The organism is Streptomonospora halophila (assembly GCF_039542725.1).
Taxonomy (GTDB): domain Bacteria; phylum Actinomycetota; class Actinomycetes; order Streptosporangiales; family Streptosporangiaceae; genus Streptomonospora; species Streptomonospora halophila.
This window is the reverse complement of sequence record NZ_BAABIK010000009.1, coordinates 39,199-52,932: the sequence shown is the minus strand read 5'-3', so window position 1 is coordinate 52,932 and position 13,734 is coordinate 39,199. Positions and strand designations below refer to the sequence as shown.

General features: G+C 73.8%; 13 protein-coding genes. 5 read left to right on the top strand and 8 right to left on the bottom strand.

What is annotated here, in order from left to right; genetic code table 11:
• The first annotated feature begins 175 nt into the window (after positions 1 to 175).
• A complete protein-coding gene (locus tag ABEA15_RS09805) occupies positions 176 to 1,012 on the top strand; it encodes an alpha/beta fold hydrolase (RefSeq protein ID WP_345556376.1) in 837 nt (278 codons plus the stop codon).
• Positions 1,013 to 1,058: 46 nt separating this feature from the next.
• Here ABEA15_RS09805 and ABEA15_RS09800 read toward each other — a convergent pair whose 3' ends face one another.
• The 8 genes from ABEA15_RS09800 to ABEA15_RS09765 form a co-directional block, all read right to left on the bottom strand.
• Complete coding sequence (locus ABEA15_RS09800; protein WP_345556375.1) at positions 1,059 to 1,727, bottom strand: bifunctional DNA primase/polymerase; 669 nt, start codon at positions 1,725 to 1,727, stop codon at positions 1,059 to 1,061.
• Positions 1,728 to 1,824: 97 nt separating this feature from the next.
• Positions 1,825 to 2,808 (bottom strand): porphobilinogen synthase, encoded by a 984-nt coding sequence (gene hemB / locus ABEA15_RS09795; protein WP_344142526.1) that lies wholly within the window; start codon positions 2,806 to 2,808, stop codon positions 1,825 to 1,827.
• Between the two features lie 14 nt (positions 2,809 to 2,822).
• Complete coding sequence (locus ABEA15_RS09790; RefSeq protein WP_345556374.1) at positions 2,823 to 4,508, bottom strand: bifunctional uroporphyrinogen-III C-methyltransferase/uroporphyrinogen-III synthase; 1,686 nt, start codon at positions 4,506 to 4,508, stop codon at positions 2,823 to 2,825.
• Positions 4,509 to 4,676: 168 nt separating this feature from the next.
• Entirely contained in the window at positions 4,677 to 5,618 is a 942-nt protein-coding gene (hemC, locus tag ABEA15_RS09785; RefSeq protein WP_345556373.1) for a hydroxymethylbilane synthase, read from the bottom strand.
• 2 nt (positions 5,619 to 5,620) lie between these two features.
• On the bottom strand, positions 5,621 to 7,099 hold the full coding sequence (locus ABEA15_RS09780) for a glutamyl-tRNA reductase (protein ID WP_345556372.1): 1,479 nt from the start codon (positions 7,097 to 7,099) through the stop codon (positions 5,621 to 5,623).
• A gap of 106 nt (positions 7,100 to 7,205) precedes the next feature.
• Entirely contained in the window at positions 7,206 to 7,898 is a 693-nt protein-coding gene (locus ABEA15_RS09775; RefSeq protein ID WP_344142521.1) for a redox-sensing transcriptional repressor Rex, read from the bottom strand.
• A 285-nt stretch (positions 7,899 to 8,183) separates the two neighbouring features.
• Entirely contained in the window at positions 8,184 to 8,459 is a 276-nt protein-coding gene (locus ABEA15_RS09770; RefSeq protein WP_345556370.1) for a glutaredoxin family protein, read from the bottom strand.
• A 53-nt stretch (positions 8,460 to 8,512) separates the two neighbouring features.
• The gene (locus ABEA15_RS09765) at positions 8,513 to 8,773 is read right to left on the bottom strand and encodes a MoaD/ThiS family protein (protein WP_345556369.1); all 261 of its coding nucleotides are present in this window, start codon (positions 8,771 to 8,773) and stop codon (positions 8,513 to 8,515) included.
• A gap of 107 nt (positions 8,774 to 8,880) precedes the next feature.
• Here ABEA15_RS09765 and ABEA15_RS09760 point away from each other — a divergent pair, with 107 nt between their 5' ends.
• The 4 genes from ABEA15_RS09760 to pstS all read left to right on the top strand — a co-directional run bounded on the left by ABEA15_RS09760 (position 8,881) and on the right by pstS (position 13,663).
• Positions 8,881 to 9,648 carry a winged helix-turn-helix transcriptional regulator gene (locus ABEA15_RS09760; protein WP_345556368.1) on the top strand — a complete coding sequence of 256 codons (768 nt, stop codon included), beginning with the start codon at positions 8,881 to 8,883 and terminating at the stop codon, positions 9,646 to 9,648.
• Between the two features lie 278 nt (positions 9,649 to 9,926).
• Positions 9,927 to 11,117: an MSCRAMM family adhesin gene (locus ABEA15_RS09755; RefSeq protein ID WP_345556367.1), complete on the top strand. Its 1,191-nt coding sequence runs from the start codon at positions 9,927 to 9,929 to the stop codon at positions 11,115 to 11,117.
• A 108-nt stretch (positions 11,118 to 11,225) separates the two neighbouring features.
• Positions 11,226 to 12,242, top strand: coding sequence for a mycothiol synthase (gene mshD, locus ABEA15_RS09750; protein WP_345556366.1), 1,017 nt, complete (start codon positions 11,226 to 11,228; stop codon positions 12,240 to 12,242).
• Between the two features lie 308 nt (positions 12,243 to 12,550).
• Complete coding sequence (pstS, locus tag ABEA15_RS09745; protein ID WP_345556365.1) at positions 12,551 to 13,663, top strand: phosphate ABC transporter substrate-binding protein PstS; 1,113 nt, start codon at positions 12,551 to 12,553, stop codon at positions 13,661 to 13,663.
• Positions 13,664 to 13,734 lie beyond the last annotated feature (71 nt).

The following is a 13,734-nucleotide window of genomic DNA, read 5'->3' as shown; positions in this document are numbered from 1 at the left end:
CCGGCCGCTCGGCCCCGTCGCCGCACCGGGGGCCGCGCGTGGGCGCCGCGTCCCGCCGGTCTCCGGCGCCGCCTGCACTCCGCCCGCCGTGCGGCAGCGAGCCGTCCGGGCGACCGGGTGCCTGGTGCTGTATTCCTGGAGTGAGCACGCCGCACACCCCGGAAGGGCGGTCACCATGGGACGCATCAAGGTCGGCAGCGAGAACAGCGCGGACATCGAACTGCACTACGAGGACAAGGGGTCCGGTCGGCCGGTGGTGCTGATCCACGGCTTCCCGCTGGACGGCAACTCCTGGGAGGGGCAGGTACCGGCCCTGCTGGACGCCGGGTACCGGGTCCTCACCTATGACCGGCGCGGCTTCGGCAGGTCCGGCCAACCCTCGACCGGCTACGACTACGACACCTTCGCGGCCGACCTGAACACGATCATGGAGACCCTCGACCTGCGCGGCGCGGTCCTGGTCGGCTTCTCGATGGGGACCGGAGAGGTCGCCCGCTACCTGTCCTCCTACGGCTCCGCACGCGTCGCCAAGGCCGCCTTCCTGGCCTCTCTCGAACCGTTCCTGGCGATCACCGAGGACAACCCCGACGGCGCGGCACCCATGTCCTTCTTCGAGGGCGTCTCCGCCTCGGTCAAGGAGGACCGCTACGCCTTCTTCACCGGCTTCTACCAGGACTTCTTCAACCTCGACGAGAACCTCGGCACCCGGGTCAGCGAAGAGGCCGTCCGCAACGCGTGGAACGTCGCGGCCGGCTCCGGGCCCATCGCCTCGGCCGCCGCTCCCCTCAGCTGGCCCACCGACTTCCGCGCCGACATCCCGCGCATCGACGTGCCCGCCCTGATCGTCCACGGCACGGCCGACCGCACCCTGCCCATCGACGCCACCGGGCGCCGCTTCGCCCAGGCGCTGCCCCACGCGCGCTACGTCGAGATCGAGGGCGCCCCGCACGGGCTGCTGACCACGCACACCGCCGAGGTCAACGACGCGCTGCTGGGGTTCCTCGACACGTGACCGTCCGGGGTCCGGTAGGGGGCCGCCGCACTGCGCACCGGCCCGCCTAGGACGGCACGAACTCCTCGCAGGCGTCGGAGAGGACGTCCAGCACGACAATGGGGTCGGGAAGGGCCGGTGCGCCGGAGGCGTCCCCGGTCTCCGGGGCGCGGATCCAGGCGACGGGGTTGCCCGAGGGGAGCAGCGAGGGGGCGCCCAGCACGTAGCTGTCGCGGCAGTGCCAGCGCAGCCCGGGGGTCTCCTCGATGCTCTCCGGTACGCAGTCCAGGTGGCAGGACCACCACTCGTCCTCGTCGGCGGGCGAGCGCGTGGCCACGAAGAACAGGTAGCGCTGGGCGTCGACGGCGGCCACCGGCCCCGCCTGCACCCCCGCGCGCCCCATCCGGGCCAGCGCCATGACGCCCGCGCCCGCCGGCACGTCGAACACGTCGAAGACCCGGCCGGTGGGCAGGATGACGTTGGCGCCGCTCGCGGCGCTCCACCACCGGGTGATGACCTCGGGATCGGTGGTGGCCTCCAGGCCCCACGTCGCCGAGACCGGGTGCGCTCCGGGGTCCGGGCAGCCCACGCGGTCGCAGCCGCAGGCGCGCCCGCCCGCCCCCGAGGGCGCCGCGCCGCGGCACACCGGCCATCCCAGGGCCGCGTAGCTCAGCGCCGCGCTGAGCATGCCGTCCGACGAGCGCCGGCGTCTACGCCGCTGCAGGACCTCCGCCACGATTGCTCCCCGTTCGCCTGATCGCCGGTCGATTCCAGTGGTGCCTCCCGCATCCCCGGCCTCGACCGCGATCCGGGGGAAACGGTGTGTCCCCCGCTCAGCGGAGCAATCGTGCGGCCTCGGTCGCCCAGTAGGTCAGGATCTGCCCGGCGCCTGCGCGGCGATAGGAGAGCAGCGTCTCCAGGATCACCCGCTCGCGGTCCAGCCAGCCCTTCTCGACGGCCGCCTCGATCATCGCGTACTCGCCGCTGACCTGGTAGGCCGACACCGGTACGTCCACCCGCCCGGCCACCGCGGCGACGATGTCCAGGTAGGCCAGCCCGGGTTTGACCATGACCATGTCGGCGCCTTCCGCGATGTCCAGCTCCACCTCGCGCAGCGCCTCGCGGGCGTTGGCGGGGTCCTGCTGGTAGGCGTTGCGGTCGCCGAACCGCGGCGCGCCCTCGGCCGCCTCGCGGAACGGTCCGTAGAACGCCGAGGCGTACTTGGCGGCGTAGGCGAGGATCGCGACGTCGGTGTAGCCGGCGCCGTCCAGCGCCGCGCGGATGGCGGCCACCTGGCCGTCCATCATCCCGCTGGGGCCCACGACGTCCACGCCGGCGGCGGCCTGCGCCACCGCGACGGCGGCGTAGCGCTCCAGGGTGGCGTCGTTGTCGACCTCGCCGGAGGGGGTGAGCAGCCCGCAGTGCCCGTGCGAGGTGTACTCGTCCAGGCACAGGTCCGCCATGACGACGACGTCGCCGCCGAGGTCGGAGGAGAGGTCGCGCAGCGACCGCTGCACCACGCCCCCGGGGTCGTCGGCGGCCGAGCCGCGCTCGTCCTTGAACTCGGGGATGCCGAACAGGATGATTCCGCCGACGCCGGCCTCGGCGGCCTCACGCGCCGCCTTGCGCGCGCTGTCGCGGGTGTGCTGCACGACGCCCGGCATGGACGAGACGGGGTTGGGCTCGCTGATGCCCTCCTTGACGAACATCGGCAGGATGAGTTCCTCGGGCCGCACGCGGGTCTCGGCGACCAGCCGGCGCAGGGCCGGGGTGCGGCGCAGGCGGCGCGGGCGCGCCGCCGGGTACTGGGCGTTCATCCTGGGCTCCCTGGTCACACGGTCTTGCGGCGCCGACCGCGGCGCTTCTGGCTGGGCTTGAGAGCGGGCTTACCCGCCGCGACGGCTTCGGCTCGCTGTGCCGCACCGTACTCCGCCAGCGCCTCCGCGAGGGCCGAAACCGAGGCTTTCGGCGCCGTGACGTCCACGCGCAGCCCGAACTCGCGGGCGGTCTTGGCGGTCTCGGGGCCGATAACGGCGATCACCGTGGTGTTGTGCGGCTTGCCGGCGATGCCGACGAGGTTGCGAACGGTCGATGAGGACGTGAACAGCACCGCGTCGAAGCCGCCGCCCTTGATCGCCTCGCGGACCGGGGCGGGCGGGGGCGCGGCGCGCACGGTCCGGTAGGCGGTGACGTCGTCGACCTCCCAGCCGAGGCCGCTCAGCCCCGACGACAGGGTCTCGGTGGCGATGTCGGCGCGCGGCAGCAGCACCCGCTCGATCGGGTCGAGCTCGGCGTCGTAGGGCGGCCACACCTCGACCAGTCCGGCGCCGGACTGGCTCTCCGGCGGCGGCGTGAGGTCGGGCTGGATGCCGAACTCGCGCAGCGCCGCCGCGGTCTGCTCGCCGACGGCGGCCACCTTGACCCCGGCGAAGGCGCGGGCGTCGAGGCCGTACTCCTCGAAGCGCTCCTTGATGGCCTTGACGGCGTTGACCGAGGTGAACGCCACCCACTGGTAGCGGCCGGTGACCAGGCCGCGCACCGCGCGCTCCATCTGCTGGGGCGTGCGCGGCGGCTCCACCGAGATGGTGGGCACCGACTCGGGAACCGCGCCGAAACCGCGCAGCTGGTCCGCCAGCCCGGAGGCCTGCTCCCTGGTGCGCGGCACCAGCACCCGCCAGCCGAAGAGCGGGCGGCCCTCGAACCAGGAGGGCTCCTTGTCGCCGGTCACGCCCTTGCCCATCAGGAACAGCGCGGGGGCGGTGACGTTGTGGCCCTTGGCGTCGGCGGCCTTGAGGTCGGCGGTCAGCCGCTGCAGCGTCGAGGAGACGGTGGTCTGCTCCGTCGTGGAGCCCATGCGCACGACCGCGGCCGGGGTGCTCGCGGGCTTGCCTGCGGCGATGAGCGTCTTGCACAGCCGCTCGATCCCGGGCCCGCTGTGGCGCGCGTCGGCGCCGTCGGGCGCATCGGGGAACATCACCACGAGGCTGGCGTCGCCGTGGGCGAGGCGCTCCCAGTCGAGGTCGCTGTCGCGCCCGTCGACGATGCGGGCCTCGCTGACGTCCTCGGGCAGCAGCGGGACGCCGGCGAAGGCGGGCACGGCGGTGGCGGCGGAGAGCCCCGGAACGATCTCGTACTCGATCCCGGCCTGGCGGCAGGCGGCCGCGAGGTCCGCGCCGCGGCAGCCCAGCAGCGGGTCCCCGCTGTAGAGCCGCACCACCCGCTTGCCCTCGCGTGCGTGCCCCACGGCCACGGCGTCCATCTCGCCGCCGCACTCGGCCGGGTCGATCACGGAGACGTCCTCGGGGCAGTGCCGCAGCAGCGCCTCGCGGTGCTTGGCCAGCTCGGGGCCGGGCTCGCGCAGGTTGACGACGACGTCGGCCTTGGCGAGCGCCGCCGCGCCCCGCAGAGTCAGCAGCTCGGCGTCGCCCGGACCCGCGCCCACCAGGGCCACATGCCCGCGCTGGGTCGGGCCCGATCCGTTCGGCGGCGGCTCCTGGTTACCACTCTGCGGATTCACTGTGCGATCGCTCCTTGCTCTTGCCCTCGGGCGCCCGCCTGGAGCGCCGCGCCGCAGGGCCGCCCCGACGCCGGGGCCGGTCGGGCGGTGCCGTCCGCCGCGCTGCGGCGGCACGGCCCGCGCGGTGCCCTGCGGACTCCTGCTTTCGTCCTCTCGTTCCTTCGGTCGCTATTCCTCCGCCGCGTCGGCGACGATCCGGTCGGCCCCTTCGCCGATCATCTCGCGGGCGAGCTCGCGCCCCAGTGAGGACGCGGCCGCGGCCGCGTCGCCGCCGGTGCCGACCGAGCGCTCGCGCCGCACCGCCTCGCTGCCGTCGGGGGCCACCACGGCGGCGCGCAGGCGCAGCCTGCCGTCGTGGACCTCGGCGTAGGCGCCCACGGGGGCGGCGCAGCCCGCCTCCAGCTCGGCCAGCACCGTGCGTTCGGCGGTGACGGCCGCGCGGGTGGCGGCGTGGTCGACGGCGGCGAGGTAGGCGAGGTCGCCGTCCGCGCGGGACGCCAGGCACTCGACCGCGAGCGCCCCCTGGCCGGGGGCCGGAAGCATCTGCTCGGGTTCGAAGACGTCGGTGACGTCGTCGAGGCGCCCCACCCGCGCGAGACCGGCGTAGGCCAGCACGACGGCGTCGACCTCGCCCTCGGCGATCCGGCCCAGGCGGGTCCCGGCGTTGCCGCGGATGGGCACGTAGGTCAGGTCCGGGCGCAGCGCCGCGAGCTGGGCCACGCGGCGCGGCGAGCCGGTACCGACGACCGCGCCGGGGGGCAGGTCGGAGAACTTGCGTCCGTCGCGGGCGCAGAGCGCGTCGCGGGGGTCGTCGCGGTCGGTGATGGCGGCGATCGCGAGCCCGTCGGCCGGGGCGGTGGGCAGGTCCTTGAGGGAGTGCACCGCAAAGTCGATACCGCCCGAGAGCAGCTGTTCGCGCAGGCTGTTGACGAAGACGCCGGTACCCCCGAGCTGCGTGAGGCGGGCCTGGGTGACGTCGCCGTAGCTGGTGATCAGCTCCAGCTCCACCCGCGTGCCCGTGCGGTCGGTGATGGCGTCGGCCACGGCCTGCGACTGGGAGGTGGCCATGGGACTGCGGCGGGTGCCGAGCCTGGCCGGGCGGTCGCTCACGGTCACCCCTCTCGCGCCTGCTCGCCGGGCGTGCGCTCGACGCGGCTGACGGCGTCGGCCGTGGCGGGGTCGAGGTCGAACAGCTCGCGCAGCGCGGCCTCGTAGGAGTGGCCGTCGGGGCCGGCGGCCAGCTCCTTCACGCGCACGGTGGGCTGGTGCAGCAGCTTGTCGACGACGCGGCGCATGGCGTAGGTGACCTCGCCCCGGGTCTTGTCGTCGAGTTCGGGCAGGCGCCCCTCGAGGCGGCTCAGCTCCGACTCCATGACCGTGCGGGCCTTGTCGCGCAGGGCCACGACCGTGGGCGCGACGAGCTCGGCGCGGCGCCCGCTCCGGTACTCGTCCACCTCCTCGTCGACGATTCCGCGCACCAGTGAGATGGCGCCGGCGCGCTCGGCCGACTCGTCGCCGCGTTCGGCGACCGCCCGGCGCAGGTCCTCGATGTCGACGAGGTCGACGCCCGGCAGCTCGCGCACGCCGGGGTCGATGTCGTGGGGCAGCGCGAGGTCGAGGAACACCAGCGGGCGCGCGGTCGAGCGGGCCCGCTCGACCCCGTCGCGGTCGAGCACGAGTCCCTGCGCGCCGGTGCAGGAGATCACCAGGTCGACCTCGGACAGGACCTCGGCCGCGGAGTCGAAGGGCACGGCGCGGCTGCGGATGGGCTCGTAGGCCTCGGTCAGGCACTCGGCCAGGCGCTCGGCGCGCTCGTGCGTCCGGTTGGCCACGGTCACCTGTCCGGCGCCCTGGCGGGCCACGGTGTTCGCGGCGAGCGCGCTCATCGACCCGGCGCCCAGGACGAGCACACGCAGGCCGGTCAGCGGCCGGGGGTCCGGCAGCGCGGCGCCGACCTCGTCGGCGGGGTCGCCGGACTCGGCCATGCCCGCGACGGGGCAGCCGGCGGCCGTGTCGGCCGAGGGCTCGGAGGCGTGGGCCGCCTCGGGGACGGGCGCGCCGATCCGGCGCAGCGCGACGTCCAGGCCGAGGCCGACCATGTCGGCGCCGGCGTGGTCGAGGTGGGTGTCGGTGTGGGCGCGCTTGCCCACGCGCAGCGCCCGCTGGCCGAGGTCGTTGAGGACGCGGTCGAGGGTGCCCGCCTGCTGGGCGTCCTTGATCGCGTTGCGCACCTGGCCGAGGATCTGGCCCTCGCCCACGACCATGGAGTCCAGCCCGCAGGCGACGGAGAAGAGGTGCTGGACGGCGCGCTCCTCGTAGTGGACATAGGCGTGGCGGGTCAGCTCGCTGAGGGGGACGCCGGTGTGCCAGGAGAGGAGTTCGGTGACGGCGGCCATGGCCGGGTGGAACTTCTCGACGTCGGCGTAGATCTCGGTGCGGTTGCACGTCGAGACCATCAGCACCTCGTTGACCGAGGGCGCCGAGGCCATCTCGGACATGACCTTCAGCCGCGCCTGCCCCTCCAAGGCGACGCGCTCCAGTAGCGCCACGGGCGAGCTGCGGTGGCTCACTCCTACGGCGAGGACACTCATCTGCACTCCAATGCGGGCTGCATCGCGCTGCTCCGTACCTGCGGCGCCTCCCGCACGAGCGGGCGCGCCCTCTGCTGTGGCCCTGCTGCCCCCGGATCGGCCGCGTTCACGACGGTCCCCTCCCGAACGGGTCGAGGCCGGCGTATCCGTCGGCCTTGCGCTGTTCGTGGAAGGCCAGGATCTGCAGCTCGATCGACAAGTCGACCTTACGCACATCGACGCCCGGAGGCACATTGAGTACCACCGGCGCGAAATTGAGCACACTGGTCACCCCGGCCTGAACGAAGCGGTCGCAGACCTCCTGCGCGGCCCCGGCAGGCGTCGCGATCACCCCGATCGAGACGTTCTCCCTGCCGACAACGTCCTCCAGGGTGTCGATATGCCCGACCGACAGCCCCGCCACGGTGTCTCCGAGCACGCCGGTGTCGGCGTCGAGCAGGGCCGCGATGCGGAATCCCCGGGTGCCGAACCCCCCGTAGTTGGCCAGCGCGCGGCCCAGGTTGCCGACTCCGACGATGGCCACCGACCAGTCCTGGGTGAGACCAAGCTCACGCGATATCTGGTAGATGAGGTACTCGACCTCGTAGCCGACGCCGCGGGTTCCGTAGGAGCCCAGGTGCGAGAGGTCCTTGCGCAGCTTGGCCGAGTTCACGCCGGTGGTCTCGGCCAGGTGCTCGGAGGAGACCGTGAGGATGCCGCGGTCGTCGAGCGCCTGGAGCGCGCGCAGGTACACGGGCAGGCGCGCGACGGTCGCCTCCGGGATTCCCCGATCGCGGGGCCGTGGTTCAGGGGGGGTCACTGGCGTGCGCTCCTGGACGGCGATCGTCGCTGCCGGATCGAACGGCCCGGCCGCAATGGGCCGCGGCGGCCCCGCGGGCTCGGTCGCCATCCCCGGCCGGACTGGACTTGCGCCTTCAGATTACGCCCTTGTGAATACGCGCACAAAGTGGGGTGCCGCGCGGGAAGCGCCGCGCCGGACCCGATCCCCGGGGGAGCCGGCGGGCGGGAACGCCGCGCCGGCAGGGCCGCCGCGCTGTGCGGACGTGCCGGGCAAGGGCCCCGCCCGGAACGCGGCCGGAGCCGGTCACCGCGCGCGGGTCAGCGCCTCGCGCAGCCGGCGCTCGTCCACCCGCCAGAAGTCGTGCTGGGCGCCGTCGACGAAGGTCACCGGGATCTTGTCCCAGTAGTCGTCGCGCTCGGCCTGCGGCGCCGAGTCGAGGTCGCGCACCTCCACCGAGGCGCCCACCTCGGCGCAGACGCGCTCGATGACCCCCAGCGCTTCGTCGCACAGATGGCAGCCGGACCTGCCCAGCATGGTCACGGTGCGCCCGGCGGCCGCACCGCCCGCGCCATCGGCCATTCCGCTTCCCTCCTCGCTCCCCGCTCGCTCACCCGCGATCCGCGCGCCGGCGCTCAGCCGCCGGCGAAGGGCGGCAGAACCTCGATGACATATCCCTCGTTCAGCAGCACTCCGGCGTGTGGGCGCCCACCCACGGGGTATTCGTCGACCACGAAAGACGAGCGGTCGAGCACCCGCAGCAGCCGGTCGTCCTCGCTATAGGCGGCACGCACCGACTCCAGCACCTCGGCCAGGGTCGACCCGGTCACCGGCTCCTCGGACTTGCCTGCGGCTTCCTTGGCCGCGGCCCAGTACCGGATGGTTCCGTTCACCATCGGTTGATTATCCTTGTTGGTCTCGGAGGCAGTCACTTCATTATTTCTCCGCCGGGGGCAATGAGGCCTTCGACCACCGCCGCGCGCGGGTTGACGGGAAGAGACGCATGAGTCATCTGCTCCTACTCACGAACTCCAACGAACCGTCGGATCATGTCCTGCCCGCCCTCGGCCTCCTGCTGCACTCGGTCCGGGTCTCGCCGGCCGAGGCGGGGGCGCTGCTCGCCACCGGTCCCGACCGCTCCTCGAACCAGCCCGTCGACGCCATTCTCGTCGACGCCCGCAGCGATCTCGCATCGGCGCGCAACCTCTGCCGCCTGCTCGACACCACGGGGCTCGACTGCCCGCTGATCGCGGTCCTCACCGAGGGCGGCGTCGCCGCCCTCACGCCGGACTGGCAGGTACGCGACTTCCTGCTGACCACGGCCGGGCCCGCCGAGGTCGAGGCCCGGCTGCGGCTGGCCGTCGGCCAGGCCGACGTCGGCTCCGACGACCCCGACGAGATCCGCCGCGGCGACCTCGTCATCGACGAGGCCACCTACATCGCCCGCCTGCGCGGCCGCATCCTCGACCTCACGTTCAAGGAGTTCGAGCTGCTGAAGTTCCTCGCCCAGCACCCGGGCCGGGTCTTCACCCGCGCGCAGCTGCTCCAGGAGGTGTGGGGCTACGACTACTTCGGCGGCACACGCACGATCGACGTGCACGTGCGGCGGCTGCGCGCCAAGCTGGGCAGCGAGTACGAGTCGCTGATCGGCACCGTGCGCAACGTCGGCTACCGCTTCGTGCCCGACACCCCGCCCCGGCCGGCTGGGGCGGAGACCGCGGCACGTGCGGAGGGGGACGCCTCCGCGGCGGCCGCGCCCACCCAGGCCTGACCGGACGGCGGCGTGTGCCCGGTGCCGCCGCCCGGCGGGCGGCGGCACGGGGGCGCGGGCGGCGCGGATCGGCGCCGAAAGACCGTGGCCGGTGCGCCTGGCCCGTGCCTGGGAACATGTGAATGGGCCGGGAAACGTCGCGTCACCGGTCTCGTCCCGAAGCTCCCGATTGTTTAGGATGCGGGGGCAGTCGGCGTGCGGTGACCGCTCCCGTGCTCCCCGTGGTCGCCGAGCCGACCTCCGCCACCGCGGCGTCCCGAACAAGGAGGCCAACGCCCATGCCCAGCGGAAAGCGGCTCCCTCCCGCCCGCTACGCCCTGCCGTTGCGCCTGGCCGCCGCGATCCCCCTCGGCACGCTCTTCGTCGGCTCCGGTCTGGTGGGCCCGCCCGGCCCGGCCGCGGCCGCCTCCGACCCCGCTGCGCCGGTGCTCTCCTTCGACCCCGCGTCGGCCGCGGTCGAACCCGGCGAGACCGCCGAGACCGTGCTGCGCATCGAGCCGGGGGACACCGAGGGCACGGTCTGCCTGTACGACCTGGTCCTCAGCCACGCCGGCTTCACGGCTTCGGGCCCCCACAAGGCGACGCCCCCGACCACCGCCGGCATCAGCGGGCGGCCCGAGAAGTCGGCCGAGGTCCGCGCCTCGGTCGCCTACACCGAGGTCGAGGAGGGCGCGCCCTGCCCGGAGGAGCCGAGCGAGCTGCTGAAGTCCAGTACGCAGGACGCGTTCGCGGTGACCGTCGCGGCGGAGTCGCCCGACCCCTCGCCCACCGGATCTCCGGACCCCTCACCCACGGGATCGCCCGATCCCTCACCCACGGGCTCGCCCGACCCCTCACCCACCGGATCCCCCGATCCCTCACCCACGGGCTCGCCCGACCCCTCACCCACCGGATCTCCGGACCCCTCGCCGACCGGCTCCTCCGACCCCTCGCCGAGCCCCACGGGTTCAAGCCCCACCTCCAGCTCGACGGGCGGGAGCGGGAACCCGGGCGCTGACGGCGGCCCGGAGTCGGACTCCGACGGCGAGAGCGACGGCGGCGGCCCCTCCAACGGCGGATCCGGAGGCTCCGGCGGCGGATCCGGAGGCTCCGGCGGCGGATCCGGAGGACGCGGCGACCCCACCGCCCCGCCGCACAGCCCGGTGACCACCGGCGACGGATCCGACTACGGCGCGGGCGGCGGGGCCGACCTGCCGGATCTGCCCACGGGCGCCCCCGACCTGCCCGGGCTCGACTCCCCCTCCCAGGACGGCCCTCTGGCCGACCTGCCCTCGGTCGAACCCGGTGAGCGCGACTCCTCGGGAACCACCGAGGTCGCCGCGCGCGAGCAGGCCGCCACCTCGATGGTCACGCCCGCCGTGCTCGTGCTGTTCCTCGTCCTGCTGCTGCTGTTCTCCACGCCGCTGGCCCCCTCCCGGCGGGTGCGCATCGGCCCCAGCACCTACAAGGGCCGGCGCCGCAAGCACTGACCGCCGCGGGCCGCCGGTCCGGTCGCCCGCTCGGCTGACGCACCGGACCGGCGCCCCCGCCGCCGAGGCGGGCCGCGCGCTCGGGCACCCCGGGGCTAGGCTCGGGCCATGACCCACGTGCGCACCACCGAGTCCCTCTCGCCCGACGAGGCTGCAGCCGTCGTCGCGCTGGCCGAGGCGGCCGGCGCCCACGACGGCGTCGCGCCGCTGTCCGAGCAGACCCTGCTGCGGATCCGGCACGGCGCATCCGCGGGGACCGCGCGCTTTCATCTGGCCGCCGAGGCGCCCTCCACCGCCGACCCGGCGGCCGGCGGCGCCGGCCCCGCCGGGGGACTCGTGGGCTTCGCCTTCGCCGCGCGCGCCGACGGCGAGCCCGACTCCGCGGAGTTCGTGGTCGCGCCCGAGGCGCGGCGCCGCGGGCACGGCGACGCGCTGCTGCGCTCGCTGGCCGACGACGCGCCCCGCGAGGGGCTGCGCGTGTGGGCGCACGGCCGCACGGAGGGCGCCGTGGCGCTGGCCCGCACGGCGGGCTGGACCCAGGTGCGCGGGCTGCTGAAGATGCGGATGCGGCTGCGCGCCGACGAGCGGGGCGTTCCCGCCGAGGCGCAGCAGCACGGCGGCGGCGCGGCGCTGCCGGAACCGGTGCTGCCCGAGGCCGTCGGCCGGCAGGTGGTGATCCGCCCGTTCCGGGCCGGCGACGACGAGCACGAGTGGCTGAGGGCCAACGCCGCCGCGTTCGCCGATCACCCCGAGCAGGGCGGGATGACCCTCGCGGACCTGCGCGAGCGGGAGCAGGAGGACTGGTTCGACCCCGCCGGCTTCTTCCTCGCCGAGGAGACCGCCACGGGGGCCCTGGCAGGGTTCCACTGGACCAAGGTGCACGCCGACGGCGCCGGGCTGGCCGACGAGCCGGTGGGCGAGGTCTACGCGGTCGGGGTCGACCCGGCCTGGCAGCGCACCGGACTGGGGCGCGCGCTGACGCTCGTGGGCCTGCGCCACCTGCACGAGCGCGGGCTGCCGTGGGTCCTGCTCTACGTCGACGAGGAGAACCGGGCCGCCGTCCGGCTCTACGAGTCGCTGGGGTTCTCGGTGTGGGACGCCGATGTGATGTACGCCGCACGATGAGCCGAGCGCGCCGCGCTCACCGCTCCTACCTGCGAGATCACGAACACAGCGTGATATCCCGCCCATCGGCGGTGACGTCTCCTGGTCACACTCGGCGTGTCGGCGTGACATCCGCGTGACCTGAACGCGGTTCACCGCGCAGCCATCAGTGAGCCGCCACTCCTTCCCGCAGTCTCACGCCCCAGTTCACCCTGCGTTCACCCTGCTTGGGACCTCTGGTCACTTCGCGTGCCTACCTTCGCATTTGGCGAGGTCATCGACCGGGCTCGCCCAAAGGTGACGAAGTCCAAAGGAAGGACATCGGGGCTGTGAAGCTCTCCAAGTACAGCCAGTTCGCGGGGATTGCCCTCGCCGGCGCTCTTGCACTCACCGCCTGCGGCAGCGACCAGGCGGTCGACCCCCAGAACCAGCAGGCCGCCGGTGACGTGAACTGCGTCGACGGCGGCGGCACCCTCTCCGGCGCGGGCGCCAGCTCCCAGGAGAACGCGATGGCGGCGTGGAAGGCCGCATGGGAGGGCGCCTGCGCGGACTCGATCGTGCAGTACGACTCCGTAGGCTCCGGCGCCGGCCGCGAGCAGTTCATCAGCGGCGGCGTCTCCTTCGCCGGCTCCGACGCCGCGCTGGACGAGACCGAGACCAAGGACGCCACTGAGCGTTGCAACGGCTCCGAGGTCGTCAACCTGCCCGCGTACATCGCCCCCATCGCGGTGGCGTTCAACCTCGACGGCGTCGACTCGCTGAAAATGAGCCCCGAGGTCATCGCCAAGATCTTCGACCAGAAGATCACCAAGTGGAACGACGAGGAGATCGCCGAGCTCAACCCCGACGCCGACCTGCCCGACCAGGAGATCGTCCCGGTCAACCGCGCCGACGAGTCGGGCACCACCGAGAACTTCGTCGCCTACCTCTCCGAGGCCGCCGGCGACGCCTGGCCGCACGAGGTGAGCGGCAACTGGCCGATCGAGCCGGTCGAGGCCGCCCAGGGCTCCAGCGGCGTCACCCAGGCCGTCGAGGGCGGCCAGGGCACCATCACCTACGTCGACGCATCGCACGTCGGCGAGCTGGGCACCGTGAGCGTCGGCGTCGGTGATGAGTACGTCGAGTACAGCCCCGAGGCCGCCGCCGCCATCGTGGACGCCTCCGACCCCCGCGAGGAGAACACGGAGAACGACCACGCGGTCGAGCTCGACTACACCACCGAGGAGTCCGGCGTCTACCCGATCGTGCTGATCTCCTACCACATCGCCTGCATGGAGTACCAAGAGCAGAAGGACGCCGACCTGGTCAAGAGCTTCCTGAGCTACGTGGTCAGCGAGGAGGGCCAGCAGGCCGCGGCCGAGGAGGCCGGCTCCGCGCCGATCAGCCAGGACACCCGGGACACCCTGGTGGGCACCATCGAGAAGATCTCCGCGGGCTCCTGATCACCCGATCGCAGATCTCCTCCGCCGGGGCGGGGTTCGCACCAGGTGCGAGCCCCGCCGTCGGCGGTTTC

What these genes read in the sequence shown, in the direction of transcription:
- hemB (WP_344142526.1), bottom strand. Translation starts at nt 2,808, where the DNA reads ATGAACGCCCAGTACCCGGCGGCGCGCCCGCGCCGCCTGCGCCGCACC.
- ABEA15_RS09755 (WP_345556367.1), top strand. Translation starts at nt 9,927, where the DNA reads ATGCCCAGCGGAAAGCGGCTCCCTCCCGCCCGCTACGCCCTGCCGTTG.
- ABEA15_RS09760 (WP_345556368.1), top strand. Translation starts at nt 8,881, where the DNA reads ATGAGTCATCTGCTCCTACTCACGAACTCCAACGAACCGTCGGATCAT.
- ABEA15_RS09805 (WP_345556376.1), top strand. Translation starts at nt 176, where the DNA reads ATGGGACGCATCAAGGTCGGCAGCGAGAACAGCGCGGACATCGAACTG.
- mshD (WP_345556366.1), top strand. Translation starts at nt 11,226, where the DNA reads ATGACCCACGTGCGCACCACCGAGTCCCTCTCGCCCGACGAGGCTGCA.
- ABEA15_RS09780 (WP_345556372.1), bottom strand. Translation starts at nt 7,099, where the DNA reads ATGAGTGTCCTCGCCGTAGGAGTGAGCCACCGCAGCTCGCCCGTGGCG.
- ABEA15_RS09770 (WP_345556370.1), bottom strand. Translation starts at nt 8,459, where the DNA reads ATGGCCGATGGCGCGGGCGGTGCGGCCGCCGGGCGCACCGTGACCATG.
- ABEA15_RS09765 (WP_345556369.1), bottom strand. Translation starts at nt 8,773, where the DNA reads ATGGTGAACGGAACCATCCGGTACTGGGCCGCGGCCAAGGAAGCCGCA.